At 45.2% G+C, this 18777-nt stretch carries 20 protein-coding genes and 2 pseudogenes; 7 read left to right on the top strand and 15 right to left on the bottom strand.

From position 1 onward, the window contains the following. Positions 1-10 precede the first annotated feature (10 nt). From ACXN9U_RS04970 to cdaS, 5 genes are all read right to left on the bottom strand, one after another. Complete coding sequence (locus ACXN9U_RS04970) at positions 11-901, bottom strand: AAA family ATPase (protein ID WP_060962554.1); 891 nt, start codon at positions 899-901, stop codon at positions 11-13. A gap of 77 nt (positions 902-978) precedes the next feature. Next, positions 979-1569 (bottom strand): superoxide dismutase family protein, encoded by a 591-nt coding sequence (locus tag ACXN9U_RS04965; protein ID WP_489202246.1) that lies wholly within the window; start codon positions 1567-1569, stop codon positions 979-981. Between the two features lie 80 nt (positions 1570-1649). Continuing rightward, positions 1650-2891, bottom strand: coding sequence for a C40 family peptidase (locus ACXN9U_RS04960; protein WP_489202245.1), 1242 nt, complete (start codon positions 2889-2891; stop codon positions 1650-1652). A gap of 323 nt (positions 2892-3214) precedes the next feature. Continuing rightward, on the bottom strand, positions 3215-4426 hold the full coding sequence (locus ACXN9U_RS04955) for a macrolide family glycosyltransferase (RefSeq protein WP_489202244.1): 1212 nt from the start codon (positions 4424-4426) through the stop codon (positions 3215-3217). 118 nt (positions 4427-4544) lie between these two features. Next, positions 4545-5171: a sporulation-specific diadenylate cyclase CdaS gene (gene cdaS / locus ACXN9U_RS04950; protein ID WP_060962550.1), complete on the bottom strand. Its 627-nt coding sequence runs from the start codon at positions 5169-5171 to the stop codon at positions 4545-4547. Between the two features lie 277 nt (positions 5172-5448). On the opposite strand from cdaS, the gene ACXN9U_RS04945 reads away from it, so the two are divergent. Together ACXN9U_RS04945 and ACXN9U_RS04940 are read left to right on the top strand one after the other, a co-directional pair. Beyond that, a complete protein-coding gene (locus tag ACXN9U_RS04945) occupies positions 5449-6810 on the top strand; it encodes an MATE family efflux transporter (RefSeq protein WP_489202243.1) in 1362 nt (453 codons plus the stop codon). Positions 6811-6823: 13 nt separating this feature from the next. Then, positions 6824-7660 carry an STAS domain-containing protein gene (locus tag ACXN9U_RS04940; protein ID WP_489202242.1) on the top strand — a complete coding sequence of 279 codons (837 nt, stop codon included), beginning with the start codon at positions 6824-6826 and terminating at the stop codon, positions 7658-7660. A gap of 38 nt (positions 7661-7698) precedes the next feature. Here the strand turns inward: ACXN9U_RS04940 and bshB2 are convergent, their stop codons facing one another. The 4 genes and pseudogenes from bshB2 to rarD all read right to left on the bottom strand — a co-directional run bounded on the left by bshB2 (position 7699) and on the right by rarD (position 9916). Then, complete coding sequence (gene bshB2, locus ACXN9U_RS04935; protein ID WP_015417637.1) at positions 7699-8364, bottom strand: bacillithiol biosynthesis deacetylase BshB2; 666 nt, start codon at positions 8362-8364, stop codon at positions 7699-7701. Between the two features lie 17 nt (positions 8365-8381). Continuing rightward, positions 8382-8732 carry a YojF family protein gene (locus ACXN9U_RS04930; protein WP_016936618.1) on the bottom strand — a complete coding sequence of 117 codons (351 nt, stop codon included), beginning with the start codon at positions 8730-8732 and terminating at the stop codon, positions 8382-8384. Further along, a complete protein-coding gene (locus tag ACXN9U_RS04925; protein ID WP_060962547.1) occupies positions 8729-9007 on the bottom strand; it encodes a hypothetical protein in 279 nt (92 codons plus the stop codon). The genes ACXN9U_RS04930 and ACXN9U_RS04925 overlap by 4 nt, the downstream gene beginning before the upstream one ends. A 67-nt stretch (positions 9008-9074) precedes the next feature. Then, a pseudogene (gene rarD, locus ACXN9U_RS04920) lies at positions 9075-9916 on the bottom strand (EamA family transporter RarD). A gap of 151 nt (positions 9917-10067) precedes the next feature. Here rarD and ACXN9U_RS04915 point away from each other — a divergent pair. Further along, complete coding sequence (locus ACXN9U_RS04915) at positions 10068-10532, top strand: hypothetical protein (RefSeq protein WP_016936621.1); 465 nt, start codon at positions 10068-10070, stop codon at positions 10530-10532. A 34-nt stretch (positions 10533-10566) separates the two neighbouring features. On the opposite strand, the gene ACXN9U_RS04910 is transcribed toward ACXN9U_RS04915, so the two are convergent. Next, positions 10567-10803, bottom strand: a complete 237-nt coding sequence (locus ACXN9U_RS04910) for a hypothetical protein (protein WP_049628635.1) — start codon at positions 10801-10803, stop codon at positions 10567-10569. 102 nt (positions 10804-10905) lie between these two features. On the opposite strand from ACXN9U_RS04910, the pseudogene ACXN9U_RS04905 reads away from it, so the two are divergent. Further along, positions 10906-11064 (top strand): annotated as a pseudogene (locus ACXN9U_RS04905) (hypothetical protein); the annotation flags it as partial. Between the two features lie 25 nt (positions 11065-11089). Here ACXN9U_RS04905 and yodB read toward each other — a convergent pair. Next, positions 11090-11434 (bottom strand): transcriptional regulator YodB, encoded by a 345-nt coding sequence (gene yodB, locus ACXN9U_RS04900; RefSeq protein ID WP_060962546.1) that lies wholly within the window; start codon positions 11432-11434, stop codon positions 11090-11092. A 129-nt stretch (positions 11435-11563) separates the two neighbouring features. Between yodB and ACXN9U_RS04895 the strand changes: the two genes are divergently transcribed. Further along, positions 11564-12172, top strand: coding sequence for a nitroreductase family protein (locus tag ACXN9U_RS04895; protein ID WP_060962545.1), 609 nt, complete (start codon positions 11564-11566; stop codon positions 12170-12172). A 45-nt stretch (positions 12173-12217) separates the two neighbouring features. Here ACXN9U_RS04895 and ACXN9U_RS04890 read toward each other — a convergent pair whose 3' ends face one another. Both ACXN9U_RS04890 and ACXN9U_RS04885 read right to left on the bottom strand, forming a co-directional pair. Further along, a complete protein-coding gene (locus tag ACXN9U_RS04890) occupies positions 12218-12820 on the bottom strand; it encodes an alpha/beta hydrolase (protein ID WP_060962544.1) in 603 nt (200 codons plus the stop codon). 2 nt (positions 12821-12822) lie between these two features. After that, a complete protein-coding gene (locus ACXN9U_RS04885; RefSeq protein ID WP_489202241.1) occupies positions 12823-13746 on the bottom strand; it encodes a ring-cleaving dioxygenase in 924 nt (307 codons plus the stop codon). A gap of 185 nt (positions 13747-13931) precedes the next feature. On the opposite strand from ACXN9U_RS04885, the gene ACXN9U_RS04880 reads away from it, so the two are divergent. Together ACXN9U_RS04880 and ACXN9U_RS04875 are read left to right on the top strand one after the other, a co-directional pair. Next, positions 13932-14132, top strand: a complete 201-nt coding sequence (locus ACXN9U_RS04880) for a DUF3311 domain-containing protein (protein WP_003153716.1) — start codon at positions 13932-13934, stop codon at positions 14130-14132. After that, positions 14132-15622: a sodium:solute symporter family protein gene (locus tag ACXN9U_RS04875; RefSeq protein ID WP_045926158.1), complete on the top strand. Its 1491-nt coding sequence runs from the start codon at positions 14132-14134 to the stop codon at positions 15620-15622. Before ACXN9U_RS04880 ends, ACXN9U_RS04875 begins: the two co-directional genes overlap by 1 nt. A 32-nt stretch (positions 15623-15654) precedes the next feature. Here ACXN9U_RS04875 and ACXN9U_RS04870 read toward each other — a convergent pair whose 3' ends face one another. Together ACXN9U_RS04870 and bglA are read right to left on the bottom strand one after the other, a co-directional pair. Next, positions 15655-17133: a glycoside hydrolase family 30 protein gene (locus tag ACXN9U_RS04870; RefSeq protein ID WP_489202240.1), complete on the bottom strand. Its 1479-nt coding sequence runs from the start codon at positions 17131-17133 to the stop codon at positions 15655-15657. Between the two features lie 99 nt (positions 17134-17232). Beyond that, positions 17233-18675 carry a 6-phospho-beta-glucosidase BglA gene (gene bglA / locus ACXN9U_RS04865; RefSeq protein ID WP_060962541.1) on the bottom strand — a complete coding sequence of 481 codons (1443 nt, stop codon included), beginning with the start codon at positions 18673-18675 and terminating at the stop codon, positions 17233-17235. Positions 18676-18777: the final 102 nt, after the last annotated feature.

Genomic DNA, 18777 nt, shown 5'->3' with positions numbered 1-18777 from the left:
TGTATATCCCTCATTCGAACAGCGTTTCTGCAATATTTCTGACAGCGGCTTTCTCCCTGTCATCATCAAGCTTTTCCACGATGCCTCTTTCAATCGCCCGTTTCGGCGGAATATACGCAGCCAAGTCGCACGTATCAATGAGAGCCCTGATTGACGCCGCTTCCTCTGACACTTGTCCGTTATGCGCTTGTGCGATTAAATCAGAAGACAATGTCATGAAACGCTCAATTAATTTCTCATCTTTTAAGACAGACTGAGAGGTCAGAACCTGCTTCAGAAGGCTTCCTTTAATATACGGAACATCAATAATGACAAAGCGGTTTTTAAGGGCTTCGTTCAGCGGCACGGTGCCGACGTAGCCTTCATTAATGGCTGCGATGACACCGAATCCTTCGCTCGCCTTAATCACTTCTCCTGTAAACGGGTTTGTCATCATTTTTCTGTAATCAAGCACGCCGTTTAAAATCGGAAGGGTTTCAGGCTTTGCCATATTGATTTCGTCAATGTATAGAAAATGCCCCTCGTTCATTGCCTTTGTTACCGGTCCGGGAACGAATTCAATTGTCGCCTGCCCGTGTTCATTTTCAATCGTTTTATAACCGACAAGCGCTTCTGCATCAAGGTCTACAGAGCAGTTGACGCTGTGCATCGGTTTATGAAAATAGTTCGAAAGCGTTTCCGCCAATTTTGTTTTCCCTGAACCCGTAGGTCCTTTTAATAAGATATTTTTTCCCATTGTCAAAGCGATGATCGCATCAAATATAATTGCTTTATCTTCGGCCTCATAGCCCGATGATCCGATTAACTCCTGAAATTCTTGGGAAACGGGATGATTCTGATAAGCTTGCAGTTTGTTTTGTATATCTTGGGGCAGTGATAAGTGCTGTAATTCTGAAGTCATAGGTGATGTTTCCTTTCCATTCATATTCCATAACCGAGTATACTAAAAAAGCCCTTGTATACTCAATACAAAAGGGCTCATTCCCTGCGGGCGCTTTTTGTCAGAGGAGCGCAGGCGATTCTGGCTCCGGAATTTCCGCTCGGGTTTGTTAAATAATCATCCGTATGTTCATGAATGACGAACGCGCTCCCGTCCCGGTCAAGCAGGCTGAGTCTGCTTCCTTCTTTTAAAGAAGTCTGCGGCGCGTTCATAATGACATCCACTTTACCGTCAGCCCCCACTTCAAGATTGGGGAGATCCCCGGCGTGATGCCCCATCGGATTGTTGAAGCCGTGCTCTTTGTTCAAAGGGTTGAACGGGCCGCCGGCTGATTCGAAATCAGGTGTCTGGCATACCCCTTTTTCATAAATATGAAACCCGAGAGAAGCGCCCGGCGGCAGATGTCCTGCTGATATATGGATGTCTGACCCTTCCTCATCAGAATCTTTCACTTCAATATATCCGATGTTTTTACCTTTTTGATTGATGAGTCCGGCATGCTCGCGGTATGCTGACGCTTCCAATGCGCGGCTTTCTTCATGTTTTTTGGGAGGAACTGGAGCGGTCCTGCCTCCGCAGCCGCCAAGCGTGATTGATGCGAGCATGAGAAAAAGCAAGAGACGGTTCATGCTTTCTCCCCCTTATTTTTACCCATCAGTCTTGTCAAAACATAAATATGGTAAACAAAAAAAGCCCCGAAAGGCTTTTTTTAAAAATAACTGCGCGCTCCTAAATAAGCTTTTTTCCAATATGGATTGCTTAAGTTTGAAATTTCAACCCCGGAGGAACTTGCGTGAATGAAATCTCCTCCGCCCAAATATATTCCCATATGAGAAGGACCTGATTTATATGTCGTAAAGAAGACGAAGTCGCCTGCTGACGGCTGGCTGATTTGTTTCATTGTATTCCAGTATCCGGCGGTGCTCAGACGTGAAACAGAGCTTACCTTATTTAAAAGGTAATAGATATAGCCGCTGCAATCGAATCCCGCAGGCGTATTGCCTCCCCATCGGTAAGGCACGCCGACGTATTTTTTTGCTTCGCCTATCATTCTGTCAATCTTTGACCCTGTCACCGGAGGTTCGGGAATATGAGGTTTGTTTGGCTTTGCCGGCTTGTTTTCCGGCTGGCGCACAGGGTCTTTCGTTTTTTCCGTCCCGTTTATCACGAGAACTTGTCCGATTTGCAGCACATCAGTTGTCAGTTTATTTTTTTCTCTGATGAGCTGGGCGGTGATGCCGAACCGATTGGCAATTTTCCAGAGGGAATCGCCTGCTTTTACTTTGTATGTGGACGGCTTCTCAGAAGGGTTTGGATGAGATGGCGGTGTTGTGCCGCTGTTTCCGTTATGTGGAGAGCCTTTGGTTTTTAACACTTGGTTCGGATACAGCAAGTCTGACGTTAATTGATTCAGCTTTTTCAGTTCAGCGATGGTGATGCCGATTTGATTGGCGATTTTCCAAAGCGAATCACCCGGTTTTACAGTGTAAGTCCCTGATGCGGCTTTATCAGGTTTTGTCTGTTTGCCGCCTCTGTCCGTGCCGGGGGCAGACCCTTTAATTTTCAGTTTTTGGCCCGGATAGATGACATCTGAGCTCAAACGGTTCAGGCTTCTCAGCTCCGAAACACTCATGCGGTATTTTTTTGCGATCACCCATAAGGAATCTCCGTATGTAACCGTGTAAGCGCCCGTGCTTCGTTTTTCCTTTTGATTTGTTTTATGTGTGCTGCTGCCGTCAGGAATGTTCAGCCGCTGTCCGGGGTAAAGGATCGTTGATTTCAATTTGTTTTCCGCCTGGAGGGCTGAAATGCTTGTATGATATTGTCGGGAAAGCTTCCAAAGAGAATCGCCGTTTTTTACTTGAATGGTTTTTGCTTCAGCGGGATGCACGGCGAAGGTTGAAGTCATTACTGCAGATACAGCCAGACCGGCTGCGATTTTTTTCTTCATATAACGAAAAACCTCCTATTTATCATTACTGAAAGGGGCATTCCTTTTCTTCAAACGCCGCCTGTTATACAGGATTCATGCAGAAGTCGACATCATTTCCGTTTCATTTACACCTTAAATCATCACTAATGCCACACATTTTACATAAATAGAGATCATTTCACAAAAGACTTTGGAATCATTTTCATAACATGGCTTTTTTCCGCGACATTCCACCTTTCTTGTCTGTTTTTCATACAATTCTCTTTGCGGCAGGAAAAATCCTCCCCGAAAAACAAGCAAAAAAAAGCCCGCTTCCTTTAAAGGAAGCAGGTAATGAGCGATTACAGCACCCGGGTCACGGCAGTTTTCACGTCTTCTAATATCAATTCCGCTGCACGCTGTGCTCCGCCGGCCGCTTTCAAGGATTCTCCGATCTCATCAGCTTTTTTCTGATATTCAGGATTTTCACTCAATTCTTTTATTGCTTCAGTAAGCAATTCCACTGTCACATTTTCTTTTTTAAACATCTTGCCCGCTCCCGTGTTTTCCACTTGGCTTCCGACGGCGAACTGATCTGCGCCCATCGGAATGACGATCATCGGGGTTTTGTAATAAAGCCCTTCGCTCGTACTGTTCATTCCGCCGTGCGTGATAAATAAGTCCGCTCTCTTTAAAATCTCAAGCTGCGGAACATAAGGCTTTACAATGACATTCTCCGGAATTTCATCCAGTTCATCCGGATCAAGATGTTTGCCGATTGACATGATGGCTTTCCCGTTAAAGCTTCTGGCTGCTTTTAAGCATTTATTAAACAATTCCTTCTGGTTGTTAAAAATCGTTCCCATTGAAATAAACAGGACGTTTTCCCCTTCAAGCTGTTCAAACGGGAAATCATGGGACGCCGCCCTGTCGGTTATGGACGGACCGACAAAGAGATAGGAATCTCCGAACTCTTCTTCTTTCGGCTGAAACGCTCTTGAAGTAAACACGATGGTTTTTCTGCCGTCATTTGAGAAAATATCATACGGCGTTTTAATGTCTGCACTGAATTCTTCATTGAGCTGGCTGACCGCTTCAGTATAAGCCGGATAATGGGATGATTCCTCTGATACAAGGTTTGTATTTGAGAAGACTTCTTTAATAAATGCTTCATTCATTGCAAATGTCGTACAAAGTGAATATGCCGGCAGTTTCAGCATGTTTCTCACAAGCCTGCCTGCCAGAAAATGATGATCGTACATGATGTAGTCGTAGGATTCATCTTTTACATCCTCAAGAATGCGGAGTGCGGCTTTTTTAGAGGTCTCAATCATTAATAGTAAAAACTCTGTAGCGTCCCGATGTTCATCACCCGTTGCGTTTTTTCCGAATTCATCTTTTCGGAAATCTTCGTATTCACGGAATTCCGCTCCGCTTGACGCGATTTTATTCTCATATTCCTTCACGCCGTAATATACGACATGTTCGCCCTTCGCCTTTAATTCCTTTACAACGCCTAAAGACGGATTGATATGGCCTTCTCCCGGAAAGCCGATCATCAATACATTTGCCATCTTCCCACTCCCTGTTCTTTTAAATTTTATGTATATTTAAACAATAACATCGATACAGAAAAAGGTAAAGATGTTCACCTTATTAATATTAAATGGGTACAATATTCCCATTTTCTTATTATTTCGTATGAAGCGCCCGCGGCGAAACAAGCGGATACAGCCCGCCGTCTTTAGCAAAGGACATTTTCCCCGTTTCTTCTGAAACAACGAGCACGAGCGCATCAGTCACGGCCGAAAGACCCATCGCGGCTCTGTGGCGCGTCCCGTATTTGACGCCGACATTTTTTGTTGTGAGCGGAAGCACATTGGCGGCCGATACAACCCGGTTTTCTCTGACCAATACGGCTCCGTCGTGAAGCGGATTGCCGGGGTAAAAAATACTCTCAATTAAAGCTGAACTGATTTCAGCATGAAGACTTGTCCCTTTTTGTATCATTCCGTCCAGCGGATCTGCCCGTTCAATCACAATCAGCGCTCCGTGCTTCTCTTCTGCCAGATGCTGCACGGCTCTCGCCAGCTCTGTATAAGAAGGCGTAAAATGTTCGATATATGTCTGCAGGTAAAATGACGAAGCGACAGCCTGCATTTCCTGAAACGTATGTCCAAGTTCATCTAGTTCGCAAAGCAGGCATTGATCTTTTTCATCCAATGTCCGCAGTATCATTGCGGCATCCTCCGTAATTTGTTTCAGATACGTTTGAACGGCAGCGGTAAACGCACTTTCCGTCATTTGAGTGTGGCGCATGTCACATCAGCTCCTTTTCCTTATTTTCTGCATCGCGCGCATGGATATGCGCCGCAATGCGCACGATAATCAAGAAAGGAGGCGGGATTTGTATGGAACTCACAAGGCTGTTGCAGTATATCTGCACCTTTTTAGGTGTCATTTCACTTTCATTCATTTACGCAAAAATGTTTAAAAAGCCGAAGCCGGATAAAAAAGAGTAGGCCGGGTTTCATTGCTTTTTATACATAAAATGTTATAATTTCTCTCGTTAAAATAAAGAAACGGGGAACCTAACTTGAGAGAAACGAACACGATCGGCCAAAAGGTCAGACAGCTGTTACATATCTTCATTCCGATTTTGATTACACAGGCCGGTCTTTCTTTGATTACCTTTTTGGACACGGTGATGTCAGGGAAAGTGAGCGCCGCGGATTTAGCCGGCGTTGCAATCGGTTCAAGCCTGTGGACACCGGTTTATACGGGACTGGCAGGAATTTTGATGGCCGTTACGCCCGTTGTGTCGCAGCTGTTAGGAGCAGGCAGACAAAAGGAAGCGCCGTTTTCCGTCATTCAGGCCGTTTACGTAGCGGCCATTCTCAGTGCGGCGGTCATCCTTATCGGCTTTTTCACTGTTGATGTGATTTTGGGTCATTTGGGCCTGGAGCCTCGTGTCCGGACGATCGCCAAACACTTTTTAGGGTTTTTATCCCTTGGCATTTTTCCTTTGTTTGTGTACGCCGTTTTGCGCTCGTTTATTGATGCACTGGGCAAAACGAGAGTCACTATGCTTATTACGCTCTGCTCACTGCCCATCAATTTTGTCTTGAATTATGTGTTTATTTTCGGGAAATTCAACATGCCGGCATTGGGCGGAGTCGGTGCGGGGCTTGCTTCCGCCCTGACTTACTGGTGTATTTGCGTTATCAGCTTTTTTATCGTCTCAAGATTTGAGCCGTTTGCCGGGTACTCTGTATTTCGGAAACTGTACCGGTTTTCTCCGTCTGAATGCAGAAAGCTTTTGAAAATCGGTTTGCCTATCGGTTTTGCCGTATTTTTTGAAACGAGCATTTTTGCGGCTGTCACACTGCTTATGAGCCATTTCCAAACGGTGACGATTGCAGCCCACCAAGCGGCAATGAATTTCGCTTCCCTCTTGTATATGCTGCCGCTCAGCGTATCCATGGCGCTGACCATATTAGTCGGCTTTGAAGCAGGGGCAAAGCGCTACAGGGATGCCCGGTCATACAGCTATATCGGCATTGTGATGGCCCTTTGTTTTTCTTTATGCACGGCTGCTTTCATTTTGCTGTTCAGACCGCAAATCGCCGGAATGTATACATCAGAACCGGACGTGCTTATGTTGACACAGCACTTTTTAATCTATGCTTTGTTTTTCCAGCTTTCTGATGCCGTGGCAGCTCCGATACAAGGCGCTCTGAGAGGATATAAGGATGTCAATTATACACTCGGTGCGGCTTTTGTTTCGTATTGGATCATCGGGCTTCCTCTCGGTTACGCAGCCGGCACTTATACGAGCCTCGGGGCATACGGCTACTGGATCGGTTTAATTGCGGGACTCGCCGCAGGAGCTGTCGGATTATTCTTCAGACTGCTCAAGCTGCAAAAGCGTGATGTGAAAAAAATGATGATTTCATAGAGGAGGAACAGAAATGCCAACACATAAACTGCTGTACGATTATTTAACCGAACGGGCGGAAGAAATCAGTCAGACATGGTTTGATACCCTTCATGATACGGATCCTGATTCTGTTTATGCTTCTTCTGACCCGGCGGTAATCATGAATCTGAAAAAACAAAATCTGACGTTTAATTATCAAATCAATCGGATTTTTTCTGAGAAGAAGGAAATTTATACAGCGGCATTGGAGAAGTGGGCGTTCGAAGCCGCACAGGATAAAGAACATTTAAAAACTCCTATCCATTACATCATTCGCGAGTTTATCAGAGTTCGTGATTTGTATGTCGGCCATGTAAAGCAGTTTACCAAACTGCATTCAGACACCGTCACAGAAGAAGATGCTGAAGATATATTCCATACGCTGATTAAATCATTTGATGTGGTCATTCATATTTTCATAGAAGAGATGTATAAACACACACACATTCAGCTTGAAGCGCAAAAGGAGTTGATCACCGAGCTGAGTTCGCCTGTCATAGTGCTTTTTGACAATGTCGGACTGCTGCCGCTGATCGGGGATATTGACACGGCAAGAGCCAAAATGATCTTAGAAAATACGCTGCACCAATGTTCAGAGAAACGGATCACGCAGCTGTACATCGATTTATCAGGTGTGGCCATGATTGATACGATGGTTGCCCAACAGCTTTTCACTTTAATTGAATCACTCGGAATGCTCGGCGTGAAAGCGACATTATCCGGAATCCGGCCTGAAATTGCCCAAACCGCGGTGCAGCTCGGCCTGAGTTTTTCAAATTTGTCAATACGGTCTTCGCTTGCGGAAGCGATCGCTTCCGATCTGACATAAAAAAAGGATAAGGCAGAAACGCCTTATCCCTTTTTTTATCAGTCTTTCCACGGATATGTCCAATACACTTCTTCTTCAAACCAGGTTTGGAGAACCGGCTCGTTATTTTTTATTTTTTCTTCCAGCTCTCTCAGCATACCTTCTGTTTGAGTGCGATGCGCTTTTAAGGCATTCATTTTAATATCGGCGACCTCTTTAATATCAAGAATGACATCAGGCTTGCCGACGGCTTCCTCCCTGTTGCGGGTGATTGCCATGCAAAGCGTGCGCGGGCGGTCCTCTTTTTTCTTTCTGTAAAGCGCTCTGATGACCGCTTCGCCGCATGCATCATGATCCGGATGGACGCCGTGTCCCGGATAGAATGTGACAATCAGACTCGGTTTTACATCGTCGATAATCTCTTCCATCATATCCGCAAGCCACTCGTCATCTTCAAATTCAAGTGTTTTATCACGAAGCCCGAGCATTCTCAGGTCAGTGATGTCCATTGCTTTACATGCGTCAATCAGCTCTTGCTTTCTTAACAGCGGCAGTGTTTCACGGTTTGCGAAAAAGGGATCCCCCATGTTTCTGCCCATTTCTCCAAGCGTTGCGCATGCATACGTAACGGGAATATCTTTTTGTCTGTGTAAAGCAATCAGCCCTGCCACTCCGTATGATTCATCATCAGGGTGAGGCAGGATGACGAGTACGTGTTCTTTCATGATTTTCACCCTTTTCTTTAAACTGTAAACGGCTTTTCGCTGATTTGAAGCGAAATCGCCAATTTTCCGCCCGGCAGATGCCCTGCCATTAACAGACGGTCTTCGTCATCTACTGTATATTCAGTCAGGCCTTCTGCATAAATCCAGCCCTCTTCAGTTTTCAAACCGACGCGGTACGGGCCGTTCCCTTTGATTTTCGCCTGATGGTACGTCACTTTTGCATTGCGTATATAGGCTACAACCGTCATATTTTTCTCATTCAGATGCGCTGAATAAGAACCGGTCGTTGTTTCCAAATGGATATATACAGGACGATCGGCAAATCGTTCTAAAGAAGTTTGCACATCTTCTTTTATGATCGCTTTCATAGCTGCTCCCCTCTTTCTTCTTTTAAAAATTGCAATCGCTTCGTATGTAGTTCAACCAATTCATATTTCTCAATCGGCTGCAGCCGGGAATCTACAATTCGCTGCACCGCCAGAGCAAACTTTTCCTCGGGCGTCTTTCGGAGCCTCGGATGTGTTCTTTGATCAAGCAGTTCCAGATCAATTGCCTTCTCCGCTTCTTCAAGGGTTGAAGCCGGGAGTGTGCGATTGTTCCACAGCGCCTGATAGGCTTTTGCGATGTCTTTATCAGTGCCCATTGTACAGCTCCTTTACATACTCGTAATGATTATACATAATTTAAGCTATCACTGGAAAGCGAAAGGCTTAGCGGCTTTTTAACGGCCGTTTCCATTTTATCTGTGAAAAGGTAAACAAGAGCAATGCTGCCCATATACAAATGAAGGTAAACGCTTTTTGCCCGGAAAACGGCTCATGATATACAAATACGCCGAGCATAAGGGTAATGGTGGGCGATATATATTGCAAAATGCCGACTTGATACAGCGGCAGTCGCTTTGCCCCCTCTGCAAACAGTAACAGCGGCAGGGCTGTAAATACGCCTGCGAAAAAAAGGAGCGCCCATGTTTCTGCACCCAAGGACCCGGAAGCGCTCCCGTCAGCCGCATAACCTAAGTAAATAAGAGCAGCCGGAGTAACCAGAAGCGTTTCCAATGTCAGACCGATTGTGCTGGACATGCGGGTTCTTTTTTTGCATAGGCCGTACAGGCCGAAACTGAACGCAAGCAGCAACGCGATATAAGGAACTGCGCCATACTGAAACGCCGATATGATCACGGCCGCTCCGGCAATCGAAACGGCTGCTGTTTGCAGTCTGTTCAGCTTTTCTTTTAAAAATAGGATGCCCAAAAGAACGGAAACGAGCGGATTAATATAGTAACCGAGACTTGCTTCAAGCAAAAAGCCGTGGTTAACTGCCCATATGTACACAAACCAATTAATGGATATTAAAACAGAAGCGAAAAAAAGCGCCAGCAGGCCCCTTCAGATTTTAAAAGACACAGTTCACGCCATCCGGTTTTCCACTTTTTAAGCACAGTTAAAAGCACACACATGAAAACAAACGACCATAAAATCCTGTGAGCTAAAATGTCCAATGCGGGTATATGTTCAAGCAGCTTCCAATAGACCGGAAACAGCCCCCACATGGCAAATGAACAAGCGGTATAAATGATTCCTTTTCTTGCGGTATTCCCTTGCACGGCCTTCCCCTTCCTTTCTGTAAACAGATTATATTATATCACGGGAAGGTTATGGCGGGCATATACTATGTTGTCCGTTAAGAAAGGGTGAGATGCCGTGTTTGATTGGAACAGATATTTTCCCTTCCAAAATCAGTTCTCTAAAGAAACGTTTAAAAATGCAGATCCGAAAGATGTCGAGACATATGTCAACCGAGTAATGGAAAGCGTATTCGGCGCCGGTTATGCCGGGCAGTTCCCTTTTCGCGACCCGATGTCCCAAAAGGCCGAGCCGGTCGAAGCAGAACCGCCCAAGCCGGAAATTGACCTGTTTGAAACATCCGATCATGTTTTTGCAAAAATTCCCGCTGAGCAGGATGAACTCGACCGGATCAGGATTAAGCATACGTCACACAGCCTCGTGGTAGAGAACAGCAGTCTGGCGGAAGGAAAAAAAGAAATTGTTCTTCCGAGCCTCGTCAAACGGAAAGGAACAAAAGCAGTCTATAAAGACGGGATGATTGAAGTCATGTTTTCAAAACTGGAAGACTACAATTTATCGGAAGTGGAGATTTTAAGATAAAAAAACGGCCCGCGTGATGCAGGCCGTTTTTTCTTTAATAAAATGGCGGGTAACCGCCGACTCCTGGCCCGAAACCGCCATATGGGCCTCCGTATCCGTAACCGGCGAAACCGTACGGATACCGGGGTCTCGTAAAACCTGTGGCAATCACGCCTCCGAGAAGACCGCCTAAAAAACCGCCGAATAAAGGAGCGCCGAACAGAAAAGGACTTCTCACCGGAAATCCGGCAGGTCCGAAATTCCCGCGATACAACGCATGACGAGGGTACATGTTTTTCCTCCTTTATGTCTGACTATTCTTAAAGGTATTCATAAAGCGCGGAAATTGATTGGGCGATAGTAAAAGTGATGGATGTTGGTTAGTGAGTTGTAATGCGGATTTAAAGGATTAGATAAAAATCCTGTTTGCAATAGCGAATATCATAAAACATTTGATATTTGCTCCTGCTGCAGGTTTGAGTTCGGCTACAGTGAGGACCATGATGTAAGATTAGGGTTTATGGTTTTGACAAAGATTGACCATTTCATTAAGAAAAGGCTGCCTTGGGCAGCCTTTGTTATTCATGACATGATTCGTCTTTGACAGGCCCCCCGGGCTCGCAAAAACTGTCTGCCCATTTTTGCATTTCCTGAAAAACGGCTTGCAGGGCCATGCCTTTATCAGTCAGCTTATAAATGACTTTGACAGGCGTTTCAGGCAGCACCTGGCGCTCGACGATTTCATTTTGTTCCAGCTCTTTGAGCCGCTCCGCAAGCATTTTTTGGCTGATCGTCGGTATGGTTTCGGTCATATCTTTAAAACGTTTCGGCCCGTCCATCAGTACATGGATAATGAGGCCGTTCCAGCGCTTTCCCAAAAGAGAAAAAGCGGATTCCATTTTAGGACACATTGTATATCCCACGTGAGTTCATCCCTTCATCTATGAATTGACAAGTTTGCTGTAATCCATTAAAATTAGTTCCCGAGTTACATTTAGTAAGCTTCTAACTTTTCTATTATAATAACACGTTTATCCGAAGGAGGAAACAAGATGACATCCGTATTAGACGTTTTGAAAGAACGCGCATCCGTTAAAGAATACGATAAAGATGCGGTCATTACTAAAGAGGAATTAACAGAACTTCTGGACATTACGACGCAAGCCCCTTCCGCCTGGAACCTTCAGCATTGGCATTTCCAAGTATTCCACAGTGATGAAGCAAAAGCTGCCCTTCTTCCGGTTGCCTTTAATCAAAAACAGATTATTGAATCTTCAGCTGTCATTGCCGTATTAGGCGACTTAAAAGCAAACGAAAATGGTGAAGACGTTTATGCTGAACTGACTGAGCAAGGCAATATTACAGAAGAGATCAAACAGACGCTGTTAAGCCAGATTAACGGTGCATACCAAAATGAACAGTTTGCCCGTGATTCAGCATTTTTAAACGCTTCTTTAGCGGCGATGCAGCTGATGATTGCTGCAAAAGCTAAAGGCTATGACACTTGCGCGATCGGCGGATTTAATAAAGAGCAATTCGTGAAGGAATTCGACGTGAGCGAACGTTTCGTTCCCGTCATGCTGATTTCAATCGGTAAAGCCGTTAAGCCTGCGCACAAAAGCAATCGGATCCCTGTATCACAAGTGTCAACTTGGCTGTAAGATGAAAGAAACCCTTAGTCCGCTTAAGCAGACTAAGGGTTTTTTTTATAGGAATCGCTCACTGTACCAGGTTCGTGCCTGCTCGGCTTCCTGCTGTGTGAGCTGATGGCCGCCCTCCTGCCAAACAAGAGAAACAGATGCATCAGCATCAGTCAGATACTGATAAAGCTCCTCCGATTCTTCTTTTGTACAAAGCGGATCCCGCTTCCCTGCACCGATAAAAACAGGAAGCCCTGCCATATCTGGGAGCTTCACTCCGCGAATCGGCACCATCGGATGATGAAGAACCGCCCCTTTCAGTACGTCTTTATAATGAAACAAAAGACTTGCCGCAATGTTGGCGCCGTTTGAATAGCCGGCAGCAATCACGTTTTCTCTGCTGAATCCGTACATTTGCGCCGCTTCATCAATAAAATTCTTTAATTCTTCCGTCCGTTCAATTAAATCTTTCTCGTCAAATACGCCTTCTTTCAGCCGCTTAAAAAAACGGGGCATGCCGTTTTCAAGCACTGATCCTCTGACCCCGAGCAAACTTGCTTTCGGATCGATAAAACGTCCGAGCGACAGAAGATCGTGTTCATTCCCCCCCGTTCCGTGCAATAGCAGCAGAACATTTTCTGACGTTCCCTGTTCAAATACATGTTTCATCATCATTCTCCTTTCTCCATTTTGGGAAGAATAGCGGTAATTTGACCGCGGTGCTCTTCCAGCCATTCCGGAAGTTTCAGCTCTGTACCGAGATTTTCAAAGGATTCATCCGTCATAAATCCCGGTTCATCGGTTGCCATTTCAAATAAAATGCCGCCGCTTTCTCTGAAATAGATTGATGTAAAGTAAGATCTGTCAAGAAAGTCAGATGAAGCAAGATGAGAATCAGCAAGAATATTCTTCCATTCCGCCTGCTCATTCTTAGTAGTGCGGAATGCGACATGATGAACTGTCCCGTAACCGCCGACACCTGCTTCTTTCGGCGCAAGGTCAACATCAATGATATGTCCGATCCGTGCCTCCGATTGCAGTCTGACAATCTGATTTTCTTCCCCTGTCTTTGAATAGCCGAAGCGTTCCATTAGAAATTGAATGGTTGCTTCAGGACGGTACGAGTACAAAAGAACACCTCTCATGCCTGTAATCGCTTCTTTTTCAGTAATGCCCGAAGGAGTCCATTCACTCTGTCCGCTTCTTTCATCTTCCATTATGGCAAGCGGCAGGTCTTCTGTATCATCAAAGAGAAGCACTTGTTCAGAAAGCATAGTCTGCTCTTTTACAGGTATACCATTTTCTTCAAGCCGTCGCTGCCAAAACGCGAGTGCCCCTTTCGGCACAGAGAAATAAATTCTTCCGGCCTGCCCTTTTCCCACGGTTCCCGGTCGGCTGCCCTGAAAAGGGAAAAATGTAATAATCGTGCCGGGTTCTCCGTTTTGGTTGCCGAAATAAAAATGATATGTGGCCGGGTCATCAAAATTAACGGTTTTTTTAACGAGCCGCAAGCCCAATACTTCAGTATAAAACCGCAGATTTTCAGCAGGATCTTTCGCAAATGCGGTAACATGGTGCAATCCTTGAGTATTCATTGTATTCACTCCTAAATATCTTGATTTCGAGATATTAACTATTCTAATTTACTATGAATGAAGTTGCAACTAAAGTGTTTCGGTTAAAAAAGTAATAGAATTCTTTTTTTTCTGAAAAATATCTTGTGATCTTATCTGACAACTGCTATGATAAGGAGCATTATCAGGTTTCAGGAGGAAAGTAAATGGTCAGAAAAGCACTAATTTTCGTTCTTATTTTAATCCCTTTCAGCCAGCTGGCCCTTTTGTCAGTCGCTAATCGGGTTCATCCAATCATCATCGGGCTGCCGTTTTTTCATTTCTGGCTGCTTTTATGGATCGCAGTCACTCCATTATGTTCGTTTCTTATTTATAGACTGCAGAAGAAACAAGGAGGACTGGACTGATGCCCGCAAATATAACAGCATTGATCATTACAGCCGTCATCGTTTTAACCGTTGTCTGCATCGGCTTTATAGCCGGGAGAGACAAATCATCACGCACTTCTGTTGAAGAATGGTCTGTCGGGGGCAGACGGTTCGGCGGGCTGCTCGTCTGGTTTTTAGTCGGCGCGGACCTCTATACAGCTTATACGTTTTTAGGCTTGACAAGCACCGCCTACACAGGGGGAAGCGTAGCTTTTTTTGCAATTCCGTATTCTGTTTTGGCGTATTTTATTGCTTATTTCTTTCTGCCAAAGCTGTGGAAAGTGGCAAAAATCCATAAATTAACGACGCTTGCCGATTATGCCCGTGAGCGTTTTGACAGTAAGCTTTTGGCCAGTCTTGTCGCCATTGTCGGCGTTCTTATGCTCATTCCTTATATCTGTCTCCAGCTGAGCGGCATTCAGGATACGCTTCAGGTGGCCGGAACGGGTGTCATTAATGTTAATATGGTCGTTATCATCTCCTTTATTCTTGTAGCGCTGTATACCTTTTTCAGCGGAATTAAAGGGCCGACGTTTACGGCAATTATTAAAGACATTCTGGTGTGGGTGATTATGCTGTTTATGGTCGTGTCGCTCCCGCTGATCCATTTTCACGGGTGGACACCGATGATTCACACCTTGGCGGAAAAAGCGCCGCAAATGCTGACGATCCCAGACTCGGGGCCGAAAGGAATTCCTTGGTTTATCACCGCTTCCATCGTATCTGCCTTGGCGCTCTTTATGTGGGCGCATGCGGCAACTGGTGTATTCACGGCAAAAAGCGCGGATGCCGTCCGCAAAAACAGCATGTTTCTTCCGCTTTATAATATTGTTTTGATTCTTGTTATTTTTCTCGGCTTTATCGCATTTCTTGTCCTGCCGGAAGATACTAACCCGCGGCTCGCTTTATTGAAGCTGATTCAAACGTCATACGGCGGGGTCGCGCAGGGCTTTGCTTATTCCACGATTGCTCTTGCGTCTTTGATTCCCTGCTCTATTATGGCGATCGGAGCATCAAACTTATTTGCGAATAACTTATATCGGGATTTGATTCACCCGAATGTGTCACCAAACAAGCTGACGATGATCACCCGTTCAATGGTATTTGTCGTCATCGGTCTCGCGCTTTTATTCGGTATGCTGTTCCCGACTGCGCTCGTTACGCTTCAGCTTCTCGGCGTTTCCGGCATGGTGCAGATCTTTCCGGCGATCGCCGTCAGTCTGTTTTGGAAGAATCAAACGAAAGAAGCGACAATTATCGGCCTTCTCGTCGGTCTTATCGTGACATTCACGGTAAATATCACCCAATCCGCCCACGGTATATATGAAGGCTTTTGGGGTTTGACCGCTAACATGGCAGCCGTTATTATCCTTAACCCGTTTTTTGTAAAAAAAGCAGCCTCAAACGCCGTCAAAGACGGTTTATTCAAAAAAACGCCCTCTGATAAACTGAATCAAAAAGGCGCTTAACCAAAAGCCGGCACATCGATGTGCCGGCTTTTTTACTTTTTGTGCTGCCATTTGTAGGTGGCGACGGTTTTTGCCGGGATGACGGCTTCGAACTGCCGGTTCCCTGAAACAATGCGGAATTTTTGGTCGGCGGATGTCTGGTTGATGACGATTGTTACAATAGATTGATCAGGATTAAGGAACGAGACATTCGTGACGGTGTTTTTGGAGCCGTAATTACTTTCTATCCGTTTGGCTCCGCGCTCGACAAATTTTGAAAAATTGCCCGTCATATGATAGATCGGGATATTCCAATAGCGGTCGGGGTTTTTAGCATCCTGAATAAACAGCGTCGGATCCGGGGTGCCTATCCAATGGTGCGTCTTGATTTGACTGTCGAGCATCGTCACCCACGCATTGTAGCTGGACGTGCCATTGCGGAAATACTGCGCGATCCGGTCCGCCCCTGCCGTCCCCCAGACGGACCGCTCCGTTAAGTGAATGGATTTATCGGGGTACCTTCTTCCGATTTCCGACATAACGGAAAGGTCCCCGTCATAATCATGGAAAGCAATGCCATCTGCCGCCTGATTTCCTTTTTTATCATCTAAAATCGGCGGAATGTAGTTCCACGCCCCGATTGCATTATGATCATAAATCCAAATTTTCGTGTCAATTACGTGTTTTTTCAATTCCTTTTTCACGGCTATCGCCAGTTTACGCTGCTGAGACGGCGGCATGTACATGCTCGGATAGTCGATTTCCAGCAAAGGTTCATTTTGAAGGGTCATCGCATAAATGGGGATTCCCTGCTTTTCATATGCTTCAATAAATTTGCGGAAATAAACGGCCAGCTCACCGATATATTGATCTTTCAGCTTTCCCCTTTTGAGGTTTTCATTCGTTTTCATCCATGCCGGCGGGCTCCACGGTGAGGCAATGATTTTCAGCTTCGGATTGATCGCCAGCGCTTCCTTGATGGTTGATGTAATGTGTAAATCAATATCCTTTTGAATCGAGAAATTTTTGAGTTGTGGATCTTTTTGGCCCTCAGGCATATCGTCATATGTGTAAAATTCCTGTGCCGTAAAATCTGATGTCCCTATCGTTATGCGCATGACGTCCATGCCGACGCCTTCATTGGGATCAACCAGTTTTTTTAACACTTCTTTTCTTTTTCCGGGAGACATTTTCGATAAATTATGGATGGTCGATTCTTCCAAAGATGATCCTATGCCTAACACACTTTGATAACGGTGCGATGGATCAATATACACGGCAGCGGAGTCAGAAGGCTTCTTTTTTGTCAATGTCAGGGGTGTTTGTTCGTCTAAGGCATAATTCACTTCTTTTGGCCCGTCATACCACGTACGGGAAGCCGGATCTTTTTCCGAGCTGTACCACACCCTGACTTTATTTTTGTCCGGAGCCTTCCGATCAGCCGCATGGGCTTCGGTTTCCAAGCTGCTTGAAAATAGAAAGGAAAGAAAAAGAAAAGCAACCGTAATGGACAGACCTTTTTTAATAAACATGATCATCATTCCCTTCCCGGTTTATGAATGCGCTTTCGAATATACTGATAAACAGAAGGCTTCACACAGTTGTGAAGCCTTCTCTTTTAACATACACCTTTAGGATACAAATGAGCCGTTTGTTTCAATCACTTTTTTATACCATTCAAATGAATCTTTCTTGAATCGCTTCATTGACCCATTGCCTTCATTATCCCGATCAACATAAATCATACCGTAGCGTTTTTTCATTTCACCGGTTGTAAATGATACGATATCGATAATTCCCCATGGTGTATACCCCATTACATCCACACCATCATATGTGACCGCTTTTTCCAAAGCTTTTATATGTGACGCTAAATATTCTATTCTCGCTGTGTCATGGATTGAACCGTCCTCTTCTAACGTGTCAATAGCGCCGAATCCGTTTTCCACGATAAATAACGGTACCTGGTAGCGGTCGTATAAGCGGTTTAATGTGTACCGTAAACCGGTCGGATCAATTGCCCATCCCCAATCACTCGCTGTAATATAGGGATTTTCCACACCGTTTGGCAACCCTCCGTTTACGACATCCCCGGTATTATCGTTTATCACGTCACTTTTTACGGTAGTGGACATGTAATAACTGAATCCGAGATAATCCACCCTGCCGTTTTTCAAAATCTCTTCATCACCGTCTTCAAAGCGGATCCGGTAGCCCTCTCTTTCAAACTCTTTTAACGCATAGCTCGGATAATATCCGCGAACCTGCACATCCGGGAAGAAAAAGCGCTGCCTCATCGTTTCCTCAGCCAGCATCACATCTTCCGGATTGGATGAGTAAGGATAAATCGGGACATGTGATACCATCGCTCCGATCCTGAAATCGGGGTTGATCTCCTTTCCCTTTGAAACAGCCAATGCACTTGCCAGCAATTCGTGGTGGCCGGCTTGGTACATGACTTCTTTTGCGTTTTCGTTTTCTTTGACGGCGACACCTGAGTTCGTCCATAAAAAGATCGGATTATTCACATCCATCTTGTTGTTGATTTCGTTAAACGTCATCCAATACTTCACTTTATGTTTATAGCGTTCAAAACACACTTCAGCAAACTTTACAAAAAAGCCGATTGTTTTTCTGCTTCTGAAACCCCCGTATTCCCTCGCCAAATGCAGCGGCATCTCAAAATGAGACAACGTAATCACCGGTTCAATCCCATACTTCAGCAATTCATCAAACACCCGGTCGTAAAAAGCCAATCCTTCCTCGTTAGGCTCCGTTTCATCACCTTTAGGAAAAATTCTGCTCCAGCCGATAGAGGTTCTTAAACATTTCAGGCCCAGCTCGCTGAATAATGCGATGTCCTCTTTATAACGATGATAAAAATCGATGGCTTCATGATTCGGGTAAAATTCCCGCTCTTCAATTGTATCTGTTATTTTCCGGGGCACACCATGCGCGCCCGCCGTCATAACGTCCACTACACTCGGCCCTTTACCGCCTTTGTTCCAGCCCCCTTCAAATTGATGGGCGGCTAGAGCGCCTCCCCATAAAAAGTCTTTTGGCAATGTTCCCATCGTTCATGTCCTCCTTTTTTGACCGCCGCTTGTCAAACCGAATGAATCCGCTTTGCAAGATTGGAAGAATGCTTTGCATTTACATGAAAAGTCAGTTTTCTT

It is taken from the genome of Bacillus sp. BACIII (assembly GCF_057836745.1).
The sequence above is the reverse complement of the archived record's forward strand: the minus strand, read 5'-3'. Positions and strand labels throughout refer to the sequence as shown.